Source organism: Candidatus Polarisedimenticolia bacterium (assembly GCA_036001465.1).
Lineage (GTDB): Bacteria > Acidobacteriota > Polarisedimenticolia > Gp22-AA2 > Gp22-AA2 > Gp22-AA3.
The window spans coordinates 15,608-33,877 of record DASYUH010000007.1; the positions used below are offsets into that span (position 1 = coordinate 15,608).

The window sequence follows — 18,270 nt, forward strand, 5'->3', positions numbered from 1 at the left end:
GCTCGGGTGAAGGTGTGCGAGACTGACGGGGCGTTCGCGGAACGGGAGGAATCGTGCGCCGGCACCGTCCCATCGTCCTCGCCTGGACGCTGGTGCTCACCCTCGGGTCCATCGGATGCCTGGGGACCGCCCCGCCGTCCCCCGCGCCGGCGTCCCTCCGCGGCGCCGTGGCGTCGGCGGAGCCGGCGGCGACGGCCGCCGGGCTCGGCATCCTCCGCGACGGAGGCAACGCCGTCGACGCCGCCGTGGCGGTGGCTCTGGCGCTGGCCGTCGTCCATCCCCAGGCGGGGAATCTCGGCGGCGGCGGCTTCGCCCTGGTCAAATCGGGTGACCAGGTCGAGGCCCTCGATTTCCGGGAGGTCGCGCCGGCGGCTGCCTCGGCCTCGATGTATCTCGACAGCCAGGGGCAGCCCCGGGCCGAGGCCTCGCTCATCGGGCCCCTGGCCGCGGGCGTCCCGGGGTCGCCGGCCGGGCTCTACGAGCTGCACCGGCGCCATGGGACCCTCCCCTGGCCGGCCGTCGTCGCGCCGGCGCTGGAGCTTGCCAGAAACGGGTTCACGGTCACGCCGCGGCTGCAGGCGGCCCTCGAACAGTATCGCGACACCCTGGCCCGGTTCCCCGAAACGGCCGTGCTCTGGCTGCCCGAAGGAAGACCCCTCGCGGCCGGCATGGTCCTGCGGCTGCCGGACCTCGCCGCAACGCTCGAGGCGTACGCCGAGCGCGGGCCTCCCGCGCTGATGACCGGGAGGATCGCCGCGGCGGTCGAGGCGGCGTCGACCGTCCACGGCGGCATCCTCACGGTCCGGGACCTCGGATCGTACCGCCCCCTGTGGCGCGACGCCCTCCGCTTCCGCGCCTTCGGCTGGGACGTCGCCTCGATGCCGCTCCCCTCGTCCGGCGGTCTCATCCTGGCGCAGAGCCTGGAGATGCTCGAGCGGCTGGACATCGACGCGGTTCCGGACGACAGCGCCGACCGGGATCACCTTCTGGCCGAGACCTGGCGGCGGGCCTTCGCCGATCGCTTCCTTCTGGGAGATCCCGCCCACACGAAAGCGGGCGCGTCGGAGCTTCTGGCCGCCGACTGGATCGCCTCCCGCGCCGCCGGGATCAATCCGAAGCAGGCCACTCCATCACGGGAGGTCCATCCCTGGCCGGGGGACGCCGGTTCGCAGGGGATCCCCGCCATGCGGCCGGCGGCCACGACGCATTTTTCCGTGGCCGACGGATCCGGGATGGTGGTCAGCCTCACGACCACGCTGAACGAATGGTTCGGTTGCGGACTCTATGTGCCGGGTGCCGGCTACTTCCTGAACAATGAGATGGACGACTTCGCGAGCGCGCCCGGCACGCCGAATCTCTACGGCCTGGTCCAGGGGGACGCGAACGCCGTCCGTTCCGGGGCGCGCATGCTCTCCTCGATGAGCCCGGTCGTGGCCTGGGGCAGGGGCGAGACCGTCGCCCTGGGGTCGCGCGGCGGAAGCCGCATTCCGACCGTCACGCTCCAGGTCCTGCTGCGCCTGATCCTGGGCCGCGAGACCCTGCAGGCGGCCGTCGATCATCCGCGCATCCACCACCAGTGGCTTCCCGACGAGATCGTCGTCGAGCCGGACGCGCTCGGGCCCGAGGTGCTCGCCGACCTCGAGCGCCGGGGCCATCACGTGCGCAGCACGGCGGGGCTGGGGGAGGTGGCCGCCGTCCGCATCCTGCCGGACGGCCGGCTCGAGGCGGCGGCCGACGATCGTCGCAACCCCGGAGGCTCGGGAGTCCTGCAGCCCTGAGCGATCAGGGAGCCTGGAGATTCTCCAGGACCGCCGCGAGCGCGGCGCGCACGCCGCTCCGGATGGACGCCTCGCGATCGGGGGCGTACAGGGAGGAATGGAGGGACGGAAGCGGCGTCCCGCCCGGCCGTCGGCTCTCCTCGATGCGCTGCGGCGCGATGGTTCCCAGGTTGAACATGAAGGCGGGGATCCCCTGCCGGCCGTAGTAGGTGAAGTCCTCCGACCCCATGATGGGAGGGACCTCCACGACGCGGTCGTCTCCCAGGGCCCGCTTCAGGCCCTGCACGGTGCGGCGCACCAGCTCGGGGTCGTTCACGGTGGCCGGCGTGCTCTCGCCGATCGTCACGTCGGGCGGGCGCGGGGCCGCCGCCCCCGTGGCCTCGGCCAGCACGTTCCGCCGGATGCCGTCCAGGAGCCGCCGGCGGGTCTCGTCGCTGTACGAGCGCACGGTGAGCTGCAGATCCACGATGTCGGGAATGATGTTGTGCTTCGTCCCGCCGTGGATCGAGCCGACCGTGACGACCGCGGCCTCGATCGGGTTGATCTCCCGCGCGACGATCGTCTGCAGGGCCATGACGATGCGCGCCGCGATCACCACCGGATCGACCGTGGTGTGCGGCGCGGAGCCGTGCCCTCCCCGTCCGTACACGCGGATGTCGACGCTGTCCACGTTGGCGAACGCCGGGCCGGCGCGGTAGCCGACGACGCCCGTGGGCAGGTCGTCCTTGACGTGCATTCCGAGGACGGCGTCGGGCCGCGGAAAGCGCGAGAACAGACCGTCCGCGATCATCGCCTGGGCCCCCTTCACCCTCTCTTCCGCCGGCTGCCCGATCAGCACCACGGTCCCCGTCCACTGCGTCGACAGGGCGTTGAGGGCGCGCGCCAGCCCGACCAGGGTCGTCATGTGGATGTCGTGGCCGCAGGCGTGCATCACCGGCACCGGGCGGCCGGAATCGTCCGTCGCCATGACCGTGCTGGCGTACGGAAGGCCGGTCTCCTCCCGGACGGGAAGCGCGTCGAGGTCGGAGCGCCACATCACCGTCGGCCCCGCCCCGCGTTGGAGGACGGCCACCACACCGTGGCCGCCAACGCCGGGGGTCACCATGAAGCCCGCCGCCTTCAGCTCCGACGCGATGCGCGCGGCCGTCTCCTGCTCGTGCAGTGACAGCTCGGGGTGGGTGTGCAGGTGCCGGTAGAGCCCGTCCAGGAAGGCGTAATCCCTGTCGATGAGCCGGTCCAGCTCGGCCGGTGCGGGACCCGCTGCCAGGGAGGCCGCCGGGGCGGTCGCCAGGAGGGCGCAGAGGAGCGTCGCGATCCGCGGCATGGGGGTCAGTATGCGATGAGGCTGACGACGTCGATGCCGGGGAGCCGCGCGCGCCCCTCGAGAAAAGTCAGCTCGACGAGAAAACCGGCTCCGACGACGTGCCCCTGAAGCCTCTCGATCAGCCTGCGGGTGGCCGAGGCGGTGCCGCCGGTGGCCAGCAGATCATCCACGATCAGGACCCGCTCACCGGGACGGATGGCGTCCTCGTGGATCTCCAGGCGGTCCGTGCCGTACTCGAGGGTGTATTCCTCCGTGACGCGCTTCCACGGGAGCTTCCCCGGCTTGCGCACCGGGACGAAGCCGGCGTCCAGGCTGACCGCGATCGCCGGGGCGAAGATGTAGCCGCGCGACTCGATGCCGACCACCTTCGCGATCCCCGACCGGTCGAAGCGCCCGGCCAGGGCGGTCATGGCGCGCTTCAGCGCCTCCTTGTCCATCAGAAGCGGCGTGATGTCCTTGAAGACGATTCCCTGCTTGGGAAAATCGGGGACGTCCCGGATGTACTTCCGCAGCCCCAGATCGGAATCCTTGGTCGTCAATAGCGCACCTCGAATTCTGAAGGGTCGGGGTCGATCTCGACCTCGCTCTCCTCGACGCCGCTGACCATGGCGCCGCGCGGCCCGTTCGCCAGGTGCTCGCGCAGCAGGCGGACGCTTTCCGCGGGCCCCGCCGCCAACACCTCGACCCGGCCGTCGGACAGGTTTCGCGCAAACCCCTTGAGCCCGAGACCCCGGGCGGCGCGCACGGTGAAGAAGCGGTACCCGACGCCCTGGACCACACCGCTGACCAGGAACCGGCTCGCCTTCATAGGAGAATGAATGGTCGGGGCGAGTGGATTTGAACCACCGACCACCTGGTCCCGAACCAGGTGCGCTACCAGGCTGCGCTACGCCCCGACTTTAGAATCAACAACTTGTGCGCGGCAATGTCAAACGGTACCAAGTGCATTACCATATAGCTGCCAGTCAGAATCGAGCGCCCCGGCTGCGGCTTCGGCCGTCTGTGGCAGCGCGCCCAGATAGTGCCGCTCGAATACGTCAACCGTGTTCCCCGTCATCTGCGCCATCACCGCGACCGTAAATCTCCCCGACGCTGCCAGCCGTGTAGAAAAAGTATGGCGGCAGGTATTGAACAGGTCCGGGTCAAGCTCGAACTTTTCCGTGACTGCCTCGCGCACCCTGCGCAGCTCGTCGCGAGGGTCAATCCCCTTGCCGTCTGGCCCACAGAAAACCAGGGAATCCGCCTTGATGGCGCGCGGCCTTCTCCCGAGGATCTGAGTCAGGCGAACGCTCAGGGTCAGCGGGATCGTTCTGAGCCCCCCGGTTTTCCCAGACAGAACGTGGATCTGATTAGTCCGCCGGTCAATATCCTGCCAACGAAGGGCCAGGATTTCGTTTAACCTCATCCCAGAATAGAGCGCCCACTCTACCATGTCTTTATAGAGCGGCGGAAGAGCGGCCAGGACGGCGGGCTCAATCTCACCGGGCAGAAGAGTGATCCGCCTTTTCCCCGGCTTAGGCGGTCGCTTGAATCCGACCAACGGGTTATCGAGCCTCAGGCCGCGGTTTCCCCTTGCCCACAGATAGATCCCGCTCAGGGCGGTCAGTTCCTTCCGGATGGTATTGTCGCGGACCTTGCGCTCCCCTTCCGCATCCCTGCGCGCCCTGCGCTGCGCGACGTAGGCCGTCAAATGCTCCGGCCCGATAGCCGCCGGCTGCATCTGCCCGAAAAACGCCCGGAGCGGCCCGGAAATGTCGGCATAGTAGGCCGTACCGCCCCGGGTCGCCTTGTTCGCCAGGAAATCATCTAACAGGCTTCCGAAGGTTGCCCCGGTCGGTCTGATCCCCCGTAGCTCCTGGCGGATTACCACGGGGTTATGCGTTCCGGCCGCAATCTCGTTTTCGATTCGCAGCCTGAGCGCCTTGGTAGCTTCTTCGCTCGACCCGGACCGGAACCTGTGCCGCTTGGCGATTGCCTTGCCAGTCGGCCCGAGTTTCGGCTTTCCCTGGTCGTCCAATTCCAGGCCGTGGAAATAGTCGATCCACCATTCGCCCTTGCGTGGACTGTAGATTCTCATCCCCTGCCCCCTTTCCGTTTCGCCCGTTCCTTGTCCCATCTTGCCCGTGCAGCCCTGCGTGCGCTCTCCCGTCTGTGCGCCGCAGTCAACGCCCTCTTGCGCGCCTTGCCGCCCTTGCTTCCCAGCTTTCGGAACAGCTCCAGGATCTTCGGATCTCGAATCTTTGTCATGCCTGGATCATAATGCGAGGCCGCTACGCATGTCAAGCCACATTGCCTCCGTGATGTCCCTGATTGCAGCCGTTGTGCTTGTTGTGCGTAGTTTGCAAAGAATTGCACTAAATACCCGAAATGCGCTTCCTTGGGCCTAACGTGACTCTATTGGTCAAACGCGACTCTATAGCGCCATTTTGTCTATGAGAATCAACGCACGCGGACAAATCTTCACGCCGATGGAATTTTGATCGTCGCGCGCCTTGACGACGCATTTTCGCGCCGCGATATTGGCGGTCATGAGCTACGGCAGATCGTGGGCGTCGTGGTACCGCGAGGCGATCAAGTGGTATCCGATTCTCCCGACCGTCGAGCAACGGCGATTGGCGCGGAACGGGCAGATCGATCGGATCATCGAATCAAACCTTCGCTTCGTCCTCGCCATCGCGAAAAAGCGCGGCGGATGGTACGGCCTATGGATCGGTGACGCCGTGGGGATCGGGAATCTCGCCATTGTCGAGGCCGCCGCGCGCTACCGCCCGGAGTGTCGGGCCACCTTCACCACCTACGCCAAGGAATGGATCGAGGGGGCGATTAAGCGGGCGGTGTTGAAGCGGAGCGAGATCGTACCGCATGAGATCCAGCCCCACATTCAGAGCGACGGCGAAGGGGACGCCGACCGGGACGGGCTCAGTCCATTCGAGGCCGCTGTCTCCAGCAAGATCGATCCTGAGCCCGAGACGATGCAGCCGCATTCAATAACCCCAGACCCGGAGCGCGAGCTGCAGCGGGTCGAGCGGATGGCCGAGATCCGTATGGCCGTTCAAAGGCTCGAATGGCCAGAGCGCCACGTCATTGATATGCGGTACGGCCTGGACGGCGGGGAGGGCCTGACGCGTCTGGAGGTTGCAGAGCGGTTATTTCAGATCGACGGACTCGTCGTCACGGAGGACGGAGTCCGGCAGATCGAAAAGCGAGCGCTCAAGCGTCTGCGGAAGCATGGCGGCTGGCGAATGCGGAAACCGAAGGAGCCGAGACCGCCGGCCAGGGTGCCGAAGGAATTGCCATGCGAACATACCAGGAACGATCGGCATGGGGACCGCTGGCCGTGGCCGTTCGCCTGCCCCGTCCTCAAGTACCCGTTCCGCTACATGGAGGACGAGCTAGAGCGGACGCCGGACAGACCGAAGCCCCCAGCCCCGCCCGTGATTTGGATCGCCCGCTACGGTCACTTAATTCACTTGCACTTGGAGAGCGGCAGGCCGTACATGATCCCATCAGGGAACCTAGGCGGGCCGTCCTGGCCGTGGCGGACCACCAGGGTAAGAAAGACGCACGAAAGAATCCCGAAACATCGTTGCGGCCGTCATATTCAAGGTATACGCGCAATCACCGAACGGCCGGCGCGGGCCAAGCTCAAGAGGATCAAAGTGTGTTCATCAGCGGCATGAACGCGGCCGATCTACTACTCCCCTGCCTGACCTGGGCAGGCGATGCGGTAGTCCGGCACGGTGACGGCCGTATCGAGATGATCCGCGACGTCATCACCAAGGGCGCAACGGAGAGCGGCTACGCCTTCAAGGTTTCGTTTAAGCCGGCCAAGAAACTGCGCAAGAGACGCCGACATGATTAACGGCCGGGCCCTAGTCGAGCTGGACATGGCCGCGATGCTGGAGGACGGCATCCCTGAACAACGGTTTGATCTCGCCGGCCTTCTTGTTCAACGGGCATTCACGTATCTGACCGGCGCGCCCAAGCAGTTCAAGACCTTCCTTGCGTTGGCTTGGTCGATCTGCCTTGCGAGTGGGGAACCATTCGCGGGGCGAGCGGTCAGCGGGGATCACCGCGTCCTGTTTATCGAGGCGGAGAACTGGAGGCAGATCCCCAAGCGATTCGCGCAACTCTGCGCCGGTTACGACGTAGATCATCGAACCGCGCTGAAGTCGATCCGCTTTTTCAAACCAAATCGACCCCTGCGCCTGGAGAACGAGGCCCACGCGGCGGAATTGATCCAGATCGCGAAGGGCTGGGGCGCGACGTTGACCGTCATCGACTCGTTCGTGCGCGTGCATGGCCTGGACGAGAACTCCTCGAAGGACATGGCGCTGCTCGCGAACGTTGGCCTGCTCCCGCTCCGCGATGAGGCCAAGTGCGGGATTCTCGCGCTGGATCACACGCCGAAAGGTCACTACGGCAAACAGCGAACCGGCGGAGAGCAAGTCCGGGGGAGCGGAGAGAAATTGGCCGCGGCCGACGCTCACCTTGACGTTGACGTGCATCGGAAGGATGGGCAGACGGTGATCGAGACCAAGGTTGAATCGTTCCGGCTTGCCGAAGAGCCCGAGGATTCCTTGTACCTCCGACCGCATCACACGCCGAACGGCGGCCTGTGGTTCGCCAAACGCGGCGCGCCGGAGTGGCTGTCCAGAGGCAGGCGGCCGACGCAGAGGACCGGGGCTGCGGAGATCATCAAGGCGGCCAGAAAAATCAATCCTGAGCTGTCCCAGGCGCGCGCAATAGACCTTGCCGTGGCGGCCGGCTATACAGAGTCAACCGCGAAACGAGCGTACAACCAAGAGACAGCCGCGTAAGGTTCAGAAGGTCCAGAAGTCTAAATGAACCTTTCGGACCCTGTTCATGCGGGCGGCTCGAAGGGTCCAGAAGGTCCACCACTCTACAGAGTGGACCTTTGGACCTTCGGCCCCGTGACAGGGCGGTGTGATTCAAGGCCACAAACCGCGCGCGACGCGCCGCCCAAGCTGAAAACGAACTCGGATCGTCTGCCCCGGACAGTCCCATCCCGCGCACTTGCTACCATACCAAGGGTAACTATTGATGCCAAAAGACTTGACAGATCCAACTGCCACACCGTTGCCAGACATGGTCCCGACTGACCCGCCCGAACCTCCCGCCAGAAGCGAACCAGACGCCGACCTGACCCCGGCCCCCCCAGCCGCTGACGCCGAAACCGATCAATCGCCCGCGAAACTTTTGTCAGATCCGGGAAAGTCGCGCCGACTGGCGAACCTGAAGCCCGGCGACAACGAGCATGCCAGGGCAGCCCGGGAAGCGAAGCGGGCCAGACCCGCCAGACCCGAGACCCTTACTCGCCAAGACGTGCTCGACATTCTCAAGCAGATCGCGGCCGATGATGACGAGTCTGGGGCCTACAGAGTCGCGGCGGCCCGGTTACTGCTCACTCCAGAAGCCCAGGCCGGTAATTGGTCCTGTCCGCTTCCATGCTGCCAAGGCCGGCCATTCAAGAGCGTCACGGCATGGATCGAAGCGATGGGGGCAGCGGACAAGATCGCACCAAGAGAGATTTCTAAGAGTGTTGACGAATGGCTAGAGGGCCTCGACTCAAAGGCCGAAAACTGAAGAGGAGGATCGAAAGGTGCCCAAACCAAGAGTAGCAGACGCAAATCGAAGGATTGCCGGCATAGCCAAACCGAAGCCACCGAAGCCCGACGGCGGGGAGATCGTGACCTTCAGGGCGAGAGGGAAGATCGTTTCATTCAAACGGCGCAAGGCCGTGCAGAAGGAGGCAGTAGGTGAGTAGAAACGGGATTGAGGACGTTCCGCATTTCGGATCGCCCGTCAGTTTTACGCATGCTGTCGGCCGCTTTGTCGATCTGATGAGGGGCCTCCCGAACACGCCAGAGCATCGGCAAGAGGCTTACGGCAAGCTGGACGAAGCCACCGGCGCGGCGCTCATGAAGGAAGCGAATCGGCAGGGCTGGAGCGCCGGCGAGATCGATGAACGTTTGGCAGAATTGGCCGGCGACACAGAGGCAGCGGAAGGAAGCCTAGACGGCGGAGCGCCATTCTTTTGGAAGTAACAACGCGGCCACGGCCGCAGGAGGATTAGATGTCAGCAACCGATGGATGGACTTACCCAGCACTTGAAGGACCGATGATTCCGCAGCCGGGAGACAGTAATGCACAGGGCTATGTCGAGGCGGTACCGATCCCCGGCAATGACCAGGCAACACAGACGGATCAACCGATTGGACCCGAACCTGCTAGGCCGGCCGCGCCGCCCGACCATTTCACGGATGGCATGTGACAAATGGGCGGACCCTGGAAACTGGAGGGCATGGGACTCGATCCTCCACCGGCGCCTGAGCCGGAGCCAGAATTGCCGACACGGCCGCCGGATCGAGTGCGCCCCGGAGTAGCCGTGCAATACACCTGGACGGAAGGCTCGAACGTGAGGAACCTTAGCCCGTTGGATCGTCATCTGCTCGGCTTCAGCTTCGGAGACTTCACACAGACGCACCCGCACGACGCAGCGCCTAGAAGGCTTTGGTTGCCATATCAAGGAGATCGATCTTGAAATTCAAGAACTTCATGAAGGGCGCTATTGAGTCGCCAACGCCCGCGCCGGCCGGCTACATCCCGTTTTCAGCCGACCGCATGCCGACGCGCAAGCAAGTCGAGGCCGCACTGGCCGAACGGGAGCCGTGTCCGCAGGAGCTTGGTCTAGCCGACGTGTGCGATTGCCGGAACCACTACGGTGAGCCCATTCACGGCTTCAGAGAGTATGGTCAGGGAATGGGTCGATTGACTGGTGACGGGAGCAACATCTTTCCGCCGGGATCTGCCTCTGCAATGCAGCATGTTGACGTCCAGCATGTCAACGCTCAGATAGTGGCTGCGGTGGAGGCCGCACGGGAGGCGCAGGATCGGATCGATGAACGAGAGGCAGCTGCGGCAAATGCTCCGATGGCGTTGGCGGAAGCGGAGCAGGCTTTAGCCGACGAAATGCAACGTCTGCGCGAGGAGGCCGGGGGCTAGACGGAGAGTCCTACCATCTGATCAGTAAAAAACTCTCGGCTACGAAGATTGCAAGTGTGATGGCCATGAATACCTTGTAGCCCAATCCTGGACGTTCAAACAGTGCTCTGAGGGACCCATCAATTTCCTTATGTCTCTCCTCTGGTGCCTTGCCATCTGCCGGAAGTGTCATGATGAGCGCCCGCGCTTTTGACCTGCTCTCTGGAGTCATGTGATCAAATACCTTTTCCAAAAACTCAAGGTAGGCTGCCGTGCTGGCGTTCTGGGGCACTCGAATTATCCCAGCCCGATAAAGCTGAACGATCTTTCTGACTGCGAAGTATTCGCTTGCGGCGGCCATCTGGAAAAGGGTCGCCAGGGCAATGAGGAATGCAATGCCCGTTCGAGACCGTGGGGGCTTCGTCTTGGTATTAAGGCCAGTCGTCTTGTCTACTAGAGTCAAATCCGAGATACCAGCAATTCGAGCCTCCGCCTTGAAGGTCGGCACGGTACCGGACACCAGGACTCCGAATTGAATCCGCTCGTTTGGATTGAGGAGAGGAAAGGCGATTTCGACTCTGCGACCAACTGGGTCGAGCATGTGCGTATAGGCCAAGTTTGACGGGGTTTGGCGTACCTCACGGAATTCGAGTAAGTCTCCACCGGTCCCAAACGTGAGGCGGGGTTGCGAGATTACGTCATGGTCGAGAATTGCAGATCGGCCCGAGTTCACTAGCGCAAACTCCATCAAGGACACGCTGGGTATAGGCTTTGTGTCATAGAAAATCTTGAGGCGCTCAAAATCTTTGGAGCCTTCAACAAGCGTGGTAGTTGCCAGGTGTTGAAGTTCGATCGATGCCCTCGACTTGTACCACTCCATTACGATGGGTGTAATGATGGCAGCCGCAGGGAGCCCGACACCAACTAACAACGCCCAAGGCCGTATCTTCGTGAGGGTCATGAAACGCCTCGATTTAGTGAATTGATCGGGGGATTCGGAATAGAGAGGAGTGGGGCCCGGCCAGGACCGAGCCCTCCCCGTCGCGCTTACTTCTTGTCGTACCGTCCGGAATCGCCGTACCCCGGATTCGGCATCCTCTCGCGGGTCACGTTGTCCGGGTTACGCCGTTCACCGTCCCTCTTCGGGATGAGCTGCCCAGATTTCGGGTCACGGTAGACGATGTGACTCTTCGGTCTGTCTGACATTTCTAAAACCTCCAACAGCTGTGATCGGCTCTTTCTCTCTCTGCGAGATTATACTCCTCGCAAGAGCGCTCCGATACCGCCCAGCCCGTACCCTTCACCCTCAGAAGATCGCGCGTCCTGAGCGAACGTGGCGCGTCCGTTCCGCCGGCCCTACGTCTTACTGGGCCAAGATCGCGGACCCATGATGGTCTCGTACTGTGTTTTGAGATCCCGCATTGCTGCCTCCACGTCTGCAACAGAGATTTTGCCCGCGCTCATCCCCCTGATCTTCTCGAAATGCTCCTCCAGGCTGGGCCAGCAATCGACGGCGAAAAATGGAGATCTGTATTGCGGGTCCTCCACCCCGAATCTCGCGACATCGGCCCCGCGCTTGATCAGGTGACGGCCGCAGCCGCACTCCGGGGTGCTGTCCGTCTTGTCGAACACCACATTGATCTTTTTCATGATTATCCACTCCGCCTTTGTCCATAGCTTGGTTGATGGGTCGGTTTGGACAGACGGGGGGTGCGCGGGTACTACAAAAGAAGTGCGGTCGGCCTCATGGTTGACATCTGTACCACCGGGCACCTTGGCGCGTCAAGCTCTAGCTGTTGCCCTTCCCTGAAATCTCCAGAGGGGAGGGTCCAGGGTGCGGGATTGTGTGCGGGGGCCGAGCGGGTCTCGATGGTCCTGCCTTCGGGGTGCTGTGTGACTGCTTTGGTGCCTCTCCTGGCCGGCCTTTCTTACTCCCCCAGACTAGCAGCGCTCCCGGCCCAAGGCCAAGTGCGATTGGGTACCAAGTGCGCTGCCACATAGCTGCCAACCAGGGAGCCAAATTAGGCGTATTTACACCAAGTAGCCTATTTTAGCTTTAATAATAACGTAAGCCGTGACAGCAAGTTACGCCAGGGCAAGAAAATAGCGCACCCGCGGGCTATCGCTCCCGAACCAGGTGCGCTACCAGGCTGCGCTACGCCCCGACTCCCGGCCTTGCATGGACTGCGAATCTTAGTCGACCGGGTGGAAAGGGGTCAAGGCAGAGAGGCGCGCCCTCAGGCGGAGTCCGGTCGCACCCGGCTGCCGGGGACCAGCGCGTCCCGGCCGTCGTCGAATCGGACCCAGGCCTTTGTCCCACCGTCATAATCGCGGGCCAGGACGACGAGACGCGCCGGCCGCCCCAGTGCGACGCACCGCCCGCTCCCCTCGGCATCGCGGCCGGTCATCGCCCTGATGAACGGATTCCCCTCGCGCTCCGCCCCGACCGTCGTCGGCCCGGAGTGGCCCGGATGGATCGGCGTCCCATCCGGGAGGGAGAGAATCCTCGCGACCGCGCGGCGCGCATCCTCGAAGCCGCTGGCTCCCTCCCCGACCGTGCCCCCGAGAGATCCGGCGAAGAGGCAGTCGCCCGTGAACAGGCCCACCCCTTCGATCAGGTACCCGGCGTGCCCCTCCGTGTGACCGGGAAGCGGCACCGCCCGCACGCGCAGCCCGCCCCAGGTCCGTTCCTCCTCCGCCTCAAGCGGCGTGGCCCCGGAGACGTGCGGCGCCTCCGGCCGGAGCGCGAGGATGGCCGCGCCGGTCCTGCGGGACAGCTCGGGATGGCCCTGGACGTGATCGACGTGCCGGTGAGTGGTCAGGATTGCCGCCAGGGTCAAATGGTGCCTTTCGAGCGCCGCGAGGAGGGGGCCGAGCGGAGCGCCGCTGTCCACGACCACGGCGGAACCTCCCGCCCGGTCGCCGACCAGATACGCGTTCGACAGCCAGCGGGAATCCATGGACCGTTCCTGGATCATCTCCCGCAGTCTACCGCGTTCCGGCGACGACGCCGAGGGGCGCGGACGCCAGGACAGGCACTTGACCCTGCGGAAGGTTGCGGGTAGCCTCAGCGCGCCTATGCCCGGCAAGCATTTCGAAGATCTGGCGCCCGGACAGCGCCTGCGTCACGCCATCGGCCGGACGGTCACCGAGGCCGACAACACGCTCTTCTGCGCCCTGACGATGAACACGCAGCCGCTGCACCTGAACCGGGATTTCGCCGCCAGGTCGGAATTCGGCCAGCGCATCGTCAACGGCATCTTCACGCTCGGGCTGGTGGTCGGCCTGACGGTCCCGGACCTCACCGAGGGGACCATCGTCGCCAACCTCAGCTACGATCGGGTGGTGCATCCGAACCCGGTCTTTCTCGGGGACACGATCTACGCCGAGACCGAGGTCCTCGAGACCCGGCCGTCGTCCTCCCGGCCCGATCGCGGCATCGTGCGCCTGCGGCACCGCGGGCTGAACCAGGACGGCACGGTGGTGGTCGAGATCGAGCGCTCCGTCCTGTTCCTGAGGCGTCCGGCGCCGTGAGTCCGGCGACGACGCGGTCCCGCCCGTCGACTGCCGCCGCGCGTCGCCACGCCACCGGCCCCTCCCGACCGCGGCGGGCGCTGCTCTTCTGTCCCGCCACCGAGCCTGGAAAAGCCGAGAAGGCGGCGAGGCTTCAGGTCGACGGCGTCATCCTCGATCTCGAGGATGGCGTGGCCCTCGGGCGCAAGGAGGAGGCGCGCCGCGAGGCGGCACGCGCCCTGTCCAGCCTCGATTTCGGGCGCGCCGAACGCCTGGTGCGGGTCAATCCCGAAGAGGAGGGTCTCGAGGAGGACGTCCGGATCACCGGCGAGGCCCGTCTGCCGCCGGATGCCTACGTCCTCCCGAAAGCCGAATCACCCGAAGCCATCCGAAGGCTCTCCCGCCTCCTGTCCCGGATCGAACGACGGCACCGGCTGCCCGGGCGGACGATTCGAATCCTCGCCATCATCGAGACCGCGCGGGGGGTGGTCCGGCTGGAATCGATCGCCGCCTCCGACCCGCGGATGGTGGCGCTCCTGTTCGGCGCCGAGGATCTCTGCGGCGATCTGGGGGGCGTGCGGATGCGCGACGGACGGGACATGCTCTATGCCCGGAGCGCCGTGGCGATCCACGCGGCCGCCCGGCGGCTGCAGGCCATCGACACGCCGTTCGTCGACCTCGACGACGAAGCCGGCCTGGTGGCCGAGACGCGCGACGCCCTGTCCCTCGGGTACTCGGGGAAGCTCGCCATCCACCCGTCCCAGATCGCCCCCATCCACGGCGTGTTCACCCCGGGCCCCGACGAGATCCGTGCGGCGCAGCGCCTGCTCGACGAGCACCAGCGGCACCAGAGCGAGGGGAAGGGGGTGTTCGTCATGGAGGGGCGGATGATCGACATGCCGATGGTGCGCGCCGCGCGGGCGGTCCTGGCGCGCGCGCGACTGACCGGGATCGAGCCTCAGTCCTGACAGCCGGGCTGCGCCGCTCCCGCCGGCTCGATCTCGACGAGGGTCCGGCCCCGTTCGACGACGTCTCCCGGGGCGCAGTGGAGCCGTCTCACCCTGCCCGCGAACGGCGCCACCACACGAATCTCCATTTTCATCGCCTCGAGGACGACGAGGGCGGCTCCCGCCGGCACGAGGTCTCCTTCTTTCGCTCCCACGGCCACGACCTGCCCGTCCATGACGGCGGCGACGAGGCCCTCGCCCGCGGGCGTGGTGGGAATCCCGTCGCGGCCGGGAATCGTGCGCTCCAGGGTCACCGGGTCGCTTCCGTCGAGCTGGACGACGCGTCGATCGTGATCCCGCACCGCGTACGCGCCACAGAGACGCCCGTCGATCAGGATCTCCACGCGCGGCCCCCGGACGTGGCGGAGCGCCACCCGTGCCGGCCGGCCGTCGAGGACGACCCGGTACCCCTCCGTCGAACGCTCGATGCTCACCGTGCGGACCTGCCCCTGCACGCGGTAGTGGACGATCATGCCGCCGACCCGGGCCTGAAACCGTCGGAGCGGTTCCACGGACTGAAGGCGTCCGCCTCCTCGTCGATCCCCTCCGGGGACGCGCCGCCTGCGCCGGCGTCGACCGCGGCCCCCGGCAGGAGCTCGGACAGAGCGGCGACGATCAGGACCTCATCTCCGGGCGCGGCGGGCGCCGGCCCCCAGCCTGCCATGTCGCGTTCCACGAAGGCGGTCGTGGCCCGGCCGGCGCGAAACACCGGGTGGCCGAGGATGGCGCGCAGGTGTGGCAGGTTGGTCTCGACCCCCAGGATGGCCGTGCTCTTGAGGGTCTGCTCCATGAGCTCGATGGCGGCAGCGCGATCGTCCGCGTGCACGACGATCTTGGCGAGCAGCGAATCGTAGTGGGGGCTCACACGATCCCCGCTCTCCACGCCCCGGTCCACCCGGATCGCCGGCCCTTCCGGGAACGCCGCCAGGAGGATGCGACCGCTGGCCGGGAGGAACCCCCGGGAGGGATCCTCCGCGTTCACGCGGCACTCGATGGCGTGACCCGCCTGCCGCAGCTCGGCCTGCCGGAAGGGCAGCGGCTCCCCCGCCGCGATCCGGATCTGCGCCTCGACGAGATCGACGCCGGTCACCCATTCGGTGACCGGATGCTCCACCTGGATCCGGGTGTTCATCTCCAGGAAATGGAATCGCCGGTCCGCGCCGACCAGGAATTCGATCGTCCCGGCGTTCACGTAACCACAGGCGCGCGCCGCCCGGACGGCGGCCACCCCCATCGCCTCCCGGAGCGAAGGGTCCAGGAGGGGCGAGGGGGATTCCTCCACGAGCTTCTGGAAGCGCCTCTGGATCGAACAGTCACGCTCGAACAGGTGGACGCATTCGCCCGTGGAGTCCGCCAGGATCTGCACCTCGACGTGACGGGCGTCCACGATCTGTTTCTCCAGGAACAACCGGCTGTCGGCGAACGCCTTCTCGGTCTCCCGCCGGGCGGCCTCGATCGCCTCCGGCAGCTCCCCGGGCGAGCCGGCGACCCGCATCCCCCGGCCGCCTCCACCCCCGGCCGCCTTGACGAGCACGGGATACCCGATCCGGTCCGCCTCGCGCCTCAGCGCCGGCTCGTCCTCGTCGCCCCGTCCTTCGAATCCGGGGACGATCGGGACCCCGGCCCCCGCCATGGCGCGGCGGGCGGCGATCTTGTCCCCCATCAGCCGCATGGCGGCGGGGGGCGGCCCGATGAAGATCAGTCCGGCGGCGGCCACCGCCTCGGCGAACTCGGCGCTCTGCGACAGGAAGCCGTAGCCCGGGTGGATGGCGTCGCAACGGTGCCCGAGGGCGGCCGCGATCAGGCGATCGCCCCGCAGGTAGCTGTCGGCCGGAGGAGCGGCGCCGATGAGAACCGTCTCGGCCGCCTGGCGGGTGTGCAGGGCCCCGCGGTCCGCTTCGCTGGCGACGGCCACCGGAGTGATGCCCAGGCCGCGGCAGGCCCGCGCGACGCGCACGGCGATCTCCCCGCGGTTGGCGATCAGGAGTCTCCGGATCGGCCGGGGGGCCATCCGTCACATCCGGAACACGCCGAAGCGCGAGGCCTCGACCGGCGCATTCAGGCAGGCGGAGAGGGCCAGCCCCAGGACGCGCCGGGTCTCCGGGGGATCCAGAACGCCGTCGTCCCACAACCGGGCCGTGGAGTAGTAGGGGCTGCCCTCGCGCTCGTAGCGCTCCAGGATCGGCCGCGTGAAGGCCTCCGCCTCCGCCGCGCTCAGCGCGGGCTCCCCGCGCCGGGCGCGCTGATCCTGCTGCACGGTGAGCAGCACGCTGGCCGCCTGCTCCTTCCCCATCACGCCGATGCGGGCGTTCGGCCACATGAACAGGAACCGCGGCGCATAGGCGCGACCGCACATGCCGTAGTTGCCGGCGCCGAAGCTGCCGCCGATGATCACCGTGAGCCGGGGAACCGCCGCGTTGGCCACCGCGTGGACGAGCTTGGCGCCGTCCTTGGCGATGCCCCCCTGCTCGTATTCCCTGCCGACCATGAAGCCCGTGATGTTCTGCAGGAAGAGAATCGGGATGCCGCGGGCGGCGCAGAGTTCGATGAAATGCGTCCCCTTGAGCGCGCTCTCGCTGAACAGCACGCCGTTGTTGGCAAGAATGCCGACCGGGTATCCCTCGATCCGCGCGAAGCCGCAGACCAGCGTCGTCCCGTAGCGCGCCTTGAACTCCCTCATGTTGCTGCCGTCCACGATGCGCGCGATGACCTCGCGCACGTCGTACACCTCGCGCAGGTTCCTCGGCACGACCCCGTAGAGCTCCTGAGGATCGCAGCGCGGCTCCTCCGGGACGGCCCGATCCACAGTGACCCTCTTGCGCGCGTTCAGCGTGGCCACGATGGCGCGCGCCTGCTGCAGCGCATCATCGTCATCCGCCGCCCAGTGGTCCGCCACCCCGGACCGGCGCGTGTGGACGTCGGCTCCGCCCAGCTCCTCGGCGGTCACGTCGACACCCGTGGCGGCCTTGACCAGGGGCGGGCCTCCGAGAAAGATCGTGCCGGTCCCGCGGACGATCAGGGTCTCGTCGCTCATCGCCGGAACGTAGGCCCCCCCGGCGGTGCACGAGCCCATGACCACGGCAATCTGCGGGATGCCGAGGGCGCTCATGCGCGCCTGGTTGTAGAAGATGCGGCCGAAGTGATCGCGGTCGGGAAAGACTTCCGCCTGCAGCGGCAGGAACGCCCCTCCCGAGTCCACCAGATAGAGACAGGGCAGCCGGTTCTGCTCCGCGACCTCCTGGGCCCGCAGGTGCTTCTTCACGGTGATCGGGAAATAGGTCCCGCCCTTCACCGTGGCGTCGTTGGCGACGACCAGGCACTCGCGGCCGCTGACACGCCCGATGCCGGTGACCAGGCCGGCCGCCGGCGCCTCCCCCCCGTACATGTCCCACGCCGCCAGGGGTGACAGCTCCAGGAACGGCGATCCCGGGTCGAGAAGGCGATCGATCCGATCGCGCACGAACATCTTCCCCTGCGAGGCGTGGCGCTCGTGGGCCTGCGCATCCCCCCCGCGACGGACCGCTTCCAGGCGTTCGCGCAACTCGACCGCGAGCGCCCGGTTGGCCGATTCATTCGTCTTGTAGTCGGGATCGGTGGTGCGGATCTTCGATTCGATCGGAGTCATGACGGGGCGGATATTACA

General features: G+C 66.2%; 19 protein-coding genes and 1 tRNA gene. 8 read left to right on the top strand and 12 right to left on the bottom strand.

Going from position 1 to position 18,270, the window contains the following annotated elements; genetic code table 11:
- Positions 1-53 precede the first annotated feature (53 nt).
- Positions 54-1,778 carry a gamma-glutamyltransferase gene (gene ggt, locus VGV60_01220; GenBank protein HEV8699873.1) on the top strand — a complete coding sequence of 575 codons (1,725 nt, stop codon included), beginning with the start codon at positions 54-56 and terminating at the stop codon, positions 1,776-1,778.
- Between the two features lie 4 nt (positions 1,779-1,782).
- Here ggt and VGV60_01225 read toward each other — a convergent pair whose 3' ends face one another.
- From VGV60_01225 to VGV60_01245, 5 genes are all read right to left on the bottom strand, one after another.
- Complete coding sequence (locus VGV60_01225) at positions 1,783-3,102, bottom strand: amidohydrolase (protein HEV8699874.1); 1,320 nt, start codon at positions 3,100-3,102, stop codon at positions 1,783-1,785.
- A gap of 5 nt (positions 3,103-3,107) precedes the next feature.
- Positions 3,108-3,641: an adenine phosphoribosyltransferase gene (locus tag VGV60_01230; protein ID HEV8699875.1), complete on the bottom strand. Its 534-nt coding sequence runs from the start codon at positions 3,639-3,641 to the stop codon at positions 3,108-3,110.
- A complete protein-coding gene (locus tag VGV60_01235) occupies positions 3,638-3,910 on the bottom strand; it encodes an acylphosphatase (GenBank protein HEV8699876.1) in 273 nt (90 codons plus the stop codon). Before VGV60_01235 ends, VGV60_01230 begins: the two co-directional genes overlap by 4 nt.
- Positions 3,911-3,921: 11 nt before the next feature.
- A tRNA-Pro gene (locus VGV60_01240) sits at positions 3,922-3,998 on the bottom strand.
- 32 nt (positions 3,999-4,030) lie between these two features.
- Positions 4,031-5,179 carry a site-specific integrase gene (locus tag VGV60_01245; protein ID HEV8699877.1) on the bottom strand — a complete coding sequence of 383 codons (1,149 nt, stop codon included), beginning with the start codon at positions 5,177-5,179 and terminating at the stop codon, positions 4,031-4,033.
- Between the two features lie 451 nt (positions 5,180-5,630).
- On the opposite strand from VGV60_01245, the gene VGV60_01250 reads away from it, so the two are divergent.
- The 5 genes from VGV60_01250 to VGV60_01270 all read left to right on the top strand — a co-directional run bounded on the left by VGV60_01250 (position 5,631) and on the right by VGV60_01270 (position 10,128).
- On the top strand, positions 5,631-6,782 hold the full coding sequence (locus tag VGV60_01250; protein HEV8699878.1) for a sigma-70 family RNA polymerase sigma factor: 1,152 nt from the start codon (positions 5,631-5,633) through the stop codon (positions 6,780-6,782).
- The gene (locus VGV60_01255; GenBank protein ID HEV8699879.1) at positions 6,764-6,964 is read left to right on the top strand and encodes a hypothetical protein; all 201 of its coding nucleotides are present in this window, start codon (positions 6,764-6,766) and stop codon (positions 6,962-6,964) included. The genes VGV60_01250 and VGV60_01255 overlap by 19 nt, the downstream gene beginning before the upstream one ends.
- 25 nt (positions 6,965-6,989) lie before the next feature.
- Positions 6,990-7,922: an AAA family ATPase gene (locus tag VGV60_01260; protein ID HEV8699880.1), complete on the top strand. Its 933-nt coding sequence runs from the start codon at positions 6,990-6,992 to the stop codon at positions 7,920-7,922.
- A 960-nt stretch (positions 7,923-8,882) separates the two neighbouring features.
- Positions 8,883-9,170 carry a hypothetical protein gene (locus VGV60_01265; GenBank protein HEV8699881.1) on the top strand — a complete coding sequence of 96 codons (288 nt, stop codon included), beginning with the start codon at positions 8,883-8,885 and terminating at the stop codon, positions 9,168-9,170.
- A gap of 493 nt (positions 9,171-9,663) precedes the next feature.
- Positions 9,664-10,128, top strand: a complete 465-nt coding sequence (locus VGV60_01270) for a hypothetical protein (protein HEV8699882.1) — start codon at positions 9,664-9,666, stop codon at positions 10,126-10,128.
- Positions 10,129-10,138: 10 nt separating this feature from the next.
- Here the strand turns inward: VGV60_01270 and VGV60_01275 are convergent, their stop codons facing one another.
- The 4 genes from VGV60_01275 to VGV60_01290 form a co-directional block, all read right to left on the bottom strand.
- Positions 10,139-11,068 (bottom strand): hypothetical protein, encoded by a 930-nt coding sequence (locus VGV60_01275; protein HEV8699883.1) that lies wholly within the window; start codon positions 11,066-11,068, stop codon positions 10,139-10,141.
- A gap of 86 nt (positions 11,069-11,154) precedes the next feature.
- A complete protein-coding gene (locus tag VGV60_01280; GenBank protein HEV8699884.1) occupies positions 11,155-11,313 on the bottom strand; it encodes a hypothetical protein in 159 nt (52 codons plus the stop codon).
- A 150-nt stretch (positions 11,314-11,463) separates the two neighbouring features.
- Positions 11,464-11,757: a hypothetical protein gene (locus tag VGV60_01285; protein HEV8699885.1), complete on the bottom strand. Its 294-nt coding sequence runs from the start codon at positions 11,755-11,757 to the stop codon at positions 11,464-11,466.
- A 587-nt stretch (positions 11,758-12,344) separates the two neighbouring features.
- Positions 12,345-13,067, bottom strand: coding sequence for an MBL fold metallo-hydrolase (locus tag VGV60_01290; GenBank protein HEV8699886.1), 723 nt, complete (start codon positions 13,065-13,067; stop codon positions 12,345-12,347).
- Between the two features lie 118 nt (positions 13,068-13,185).
- On the opposite strand from VGV60_01290, the gene VGV60_01295 reads away from it, so the two are divergent.
- Both VGV60_01295 and VGV60_01300 read left to right on the top strand, forming a co-directional pair.
- Complete coding sequence (locus tag VGV60_01295) at positions 13,186-13,641, top strand: MaoC family dehydratase (protein ID HEV8699887.1); 456 nt, start codon at positions 13,186-13,188, stop codon at positions 13,639-13,641.
- Positions 13,638-14,588 carry a CoA ester lyase gene (locus VGV60_01300; GenBank protein ID HEV8699888.1) on the top strand — a complete coding sequence of 317 codons (951 nt, stop codon included), beginning with the start codon at positions 13,638-13,640 and terminating at the stop codon, positions 14,586-14,588. Before VGV60_01295 ends, VGV60_01300 begins: the two co-directional genes overlap by 4 nt.
- Here the strand turns inward: VGV60_01300 and VGV60_01305 are convergent.
- The 3 genes from VGV60_01305 to VGV60_01315 are packed head-to-tail and all read right to left on the bottom strand — an operon-like array spanning position 14,579 to position 18,252.
- Positions 14,579-15,139, bottom strand: a complete 561-nt coding sequence (locus VGV60_01305; GenBank protein HEV8699889.1) for a biotin/lipoyl-containing protein — start codon at positions 15,137-15,139, stop codon at positions 14,579-14,581. The genes VGV60_01300 and VGV60_01305 overlap by 10 nt on opposite strands.
- Positions 15,097-16,638 carry a biotin carboxylase N-terminal domain-containing protein gene (locus VGV60_01310; protein HEV8699890.1) on the bottom strand — a complete coding sequence of 514 codons (1,542 nt, stop codon included), beginning with the start codon at positions 16,636-16,638 and terminating at the stop codon, positions 15,097-15,099. Before VGV60_01310 ends, VGV60_01305 begins: the two co-directional genes overlap by 43 nt.
- A 3-nt stretch (positions 16,639-16,641) precedes the next feature.
- A complete protein-coding gene (locus VGV60_01315) occupies positions 16,642-18,252 on the bottom strand; it encodes a carboxyl transferase domain-containing protein (protein ID HEV8699891.1) in 1,611 nt (536 codons plus the stop codon).
- Between the last annotated feature and the right edge of the window lie 18 nt (positions 18,253-18,270).

Excerpts from the sequence above, each read along its gene's own strand:
- VGV60_01290 (HEV8699886.1), bottom strand. The coding sequence starts at position 13,067 with ATGGATTCCCGCTGGCTGTCGAACGCGTATCTGGTCGGCGACCGGGCG.
- VGV60_01260 (HEV8699880.1), top strand. The coding sequence starts at position 6,990 with ATGGCCGCGATGCTGGAGGACGGCATCCCTGAACAACGGTTTGATCTC.
- VGV60_01235 (HEV8699876.1), bottom strand. The coding sequence starts at position 3,910 with ATGAAGGCGAGCCGGTTCCTGGTCAGCGGTGTGGTCCAGGGCGTCGGG.
- VGV60_01275 (HEV8699883.1), bottom strand. The coding sequence starts at position 11,068 with ATGACCCTCACGAAGATACGGCCTTGGGCGTTGTTAGTTGGTGTCGGG.
- VGV60_01225 (HEV8699874.1), bottom strand. The coding sequence starts at position 3,102 with ATGCCGCGGATCGCGACGCTCCTCTGCGCCCTCCTGGCGACCGCCCCG.
- VGV60_01310 (HEV8699890.1), bottom strand. The coding sequence starts at position 16,638 with ATGGCCCCCCGGCCGATCCGGAGACTCCTGATCGCCAACCGCGGGGAG.
- VGV60_01245 (HEV8699877.1), bottom strand. The coding sequence starts at position 5,179 with ATGAGAATCTACAGTCCACGCAAGGGCGAATGGTGGATCGACTATTTC.
- VGV60_01285 (HEV8699885.1), bottom strand. The coding sequence starts at position 11,757 with ATGAAAAAGATCAATGTGGTGTTCGACAAGACGGACAGCACCCCGGAG.
- VGV60_01250 (HEV8699878.1), top strand. The coding sequence starts at position 5,631 with ATGAGCTACGGCAGATCGTGGGCGTCGTGGTACCGCGAGGCGATCAAG.
- VGV60_01315 (HEV8699891.1), bottom strand. The coding sequence starts at position 18,252 with ATGACTCCGATCGAATCGAAGATCCGCACCACCGATCCCGACTACAAG.
- VGV60_01280 (HEV8699884.1), bottom strand. The coding sequence starts at position 11,313 with ATGTCAGACAGACCGAAGAGTCACATCGTCTACCGTGACCCGAAATCT.
- VGV60_01295 (HEV8699887.1), top strand. The coding sequence starts at position 13,186 with ATGCCCGGCAAGCATTTCGAAGATCTGGCGCCCGGACAGCGCCTGCGT.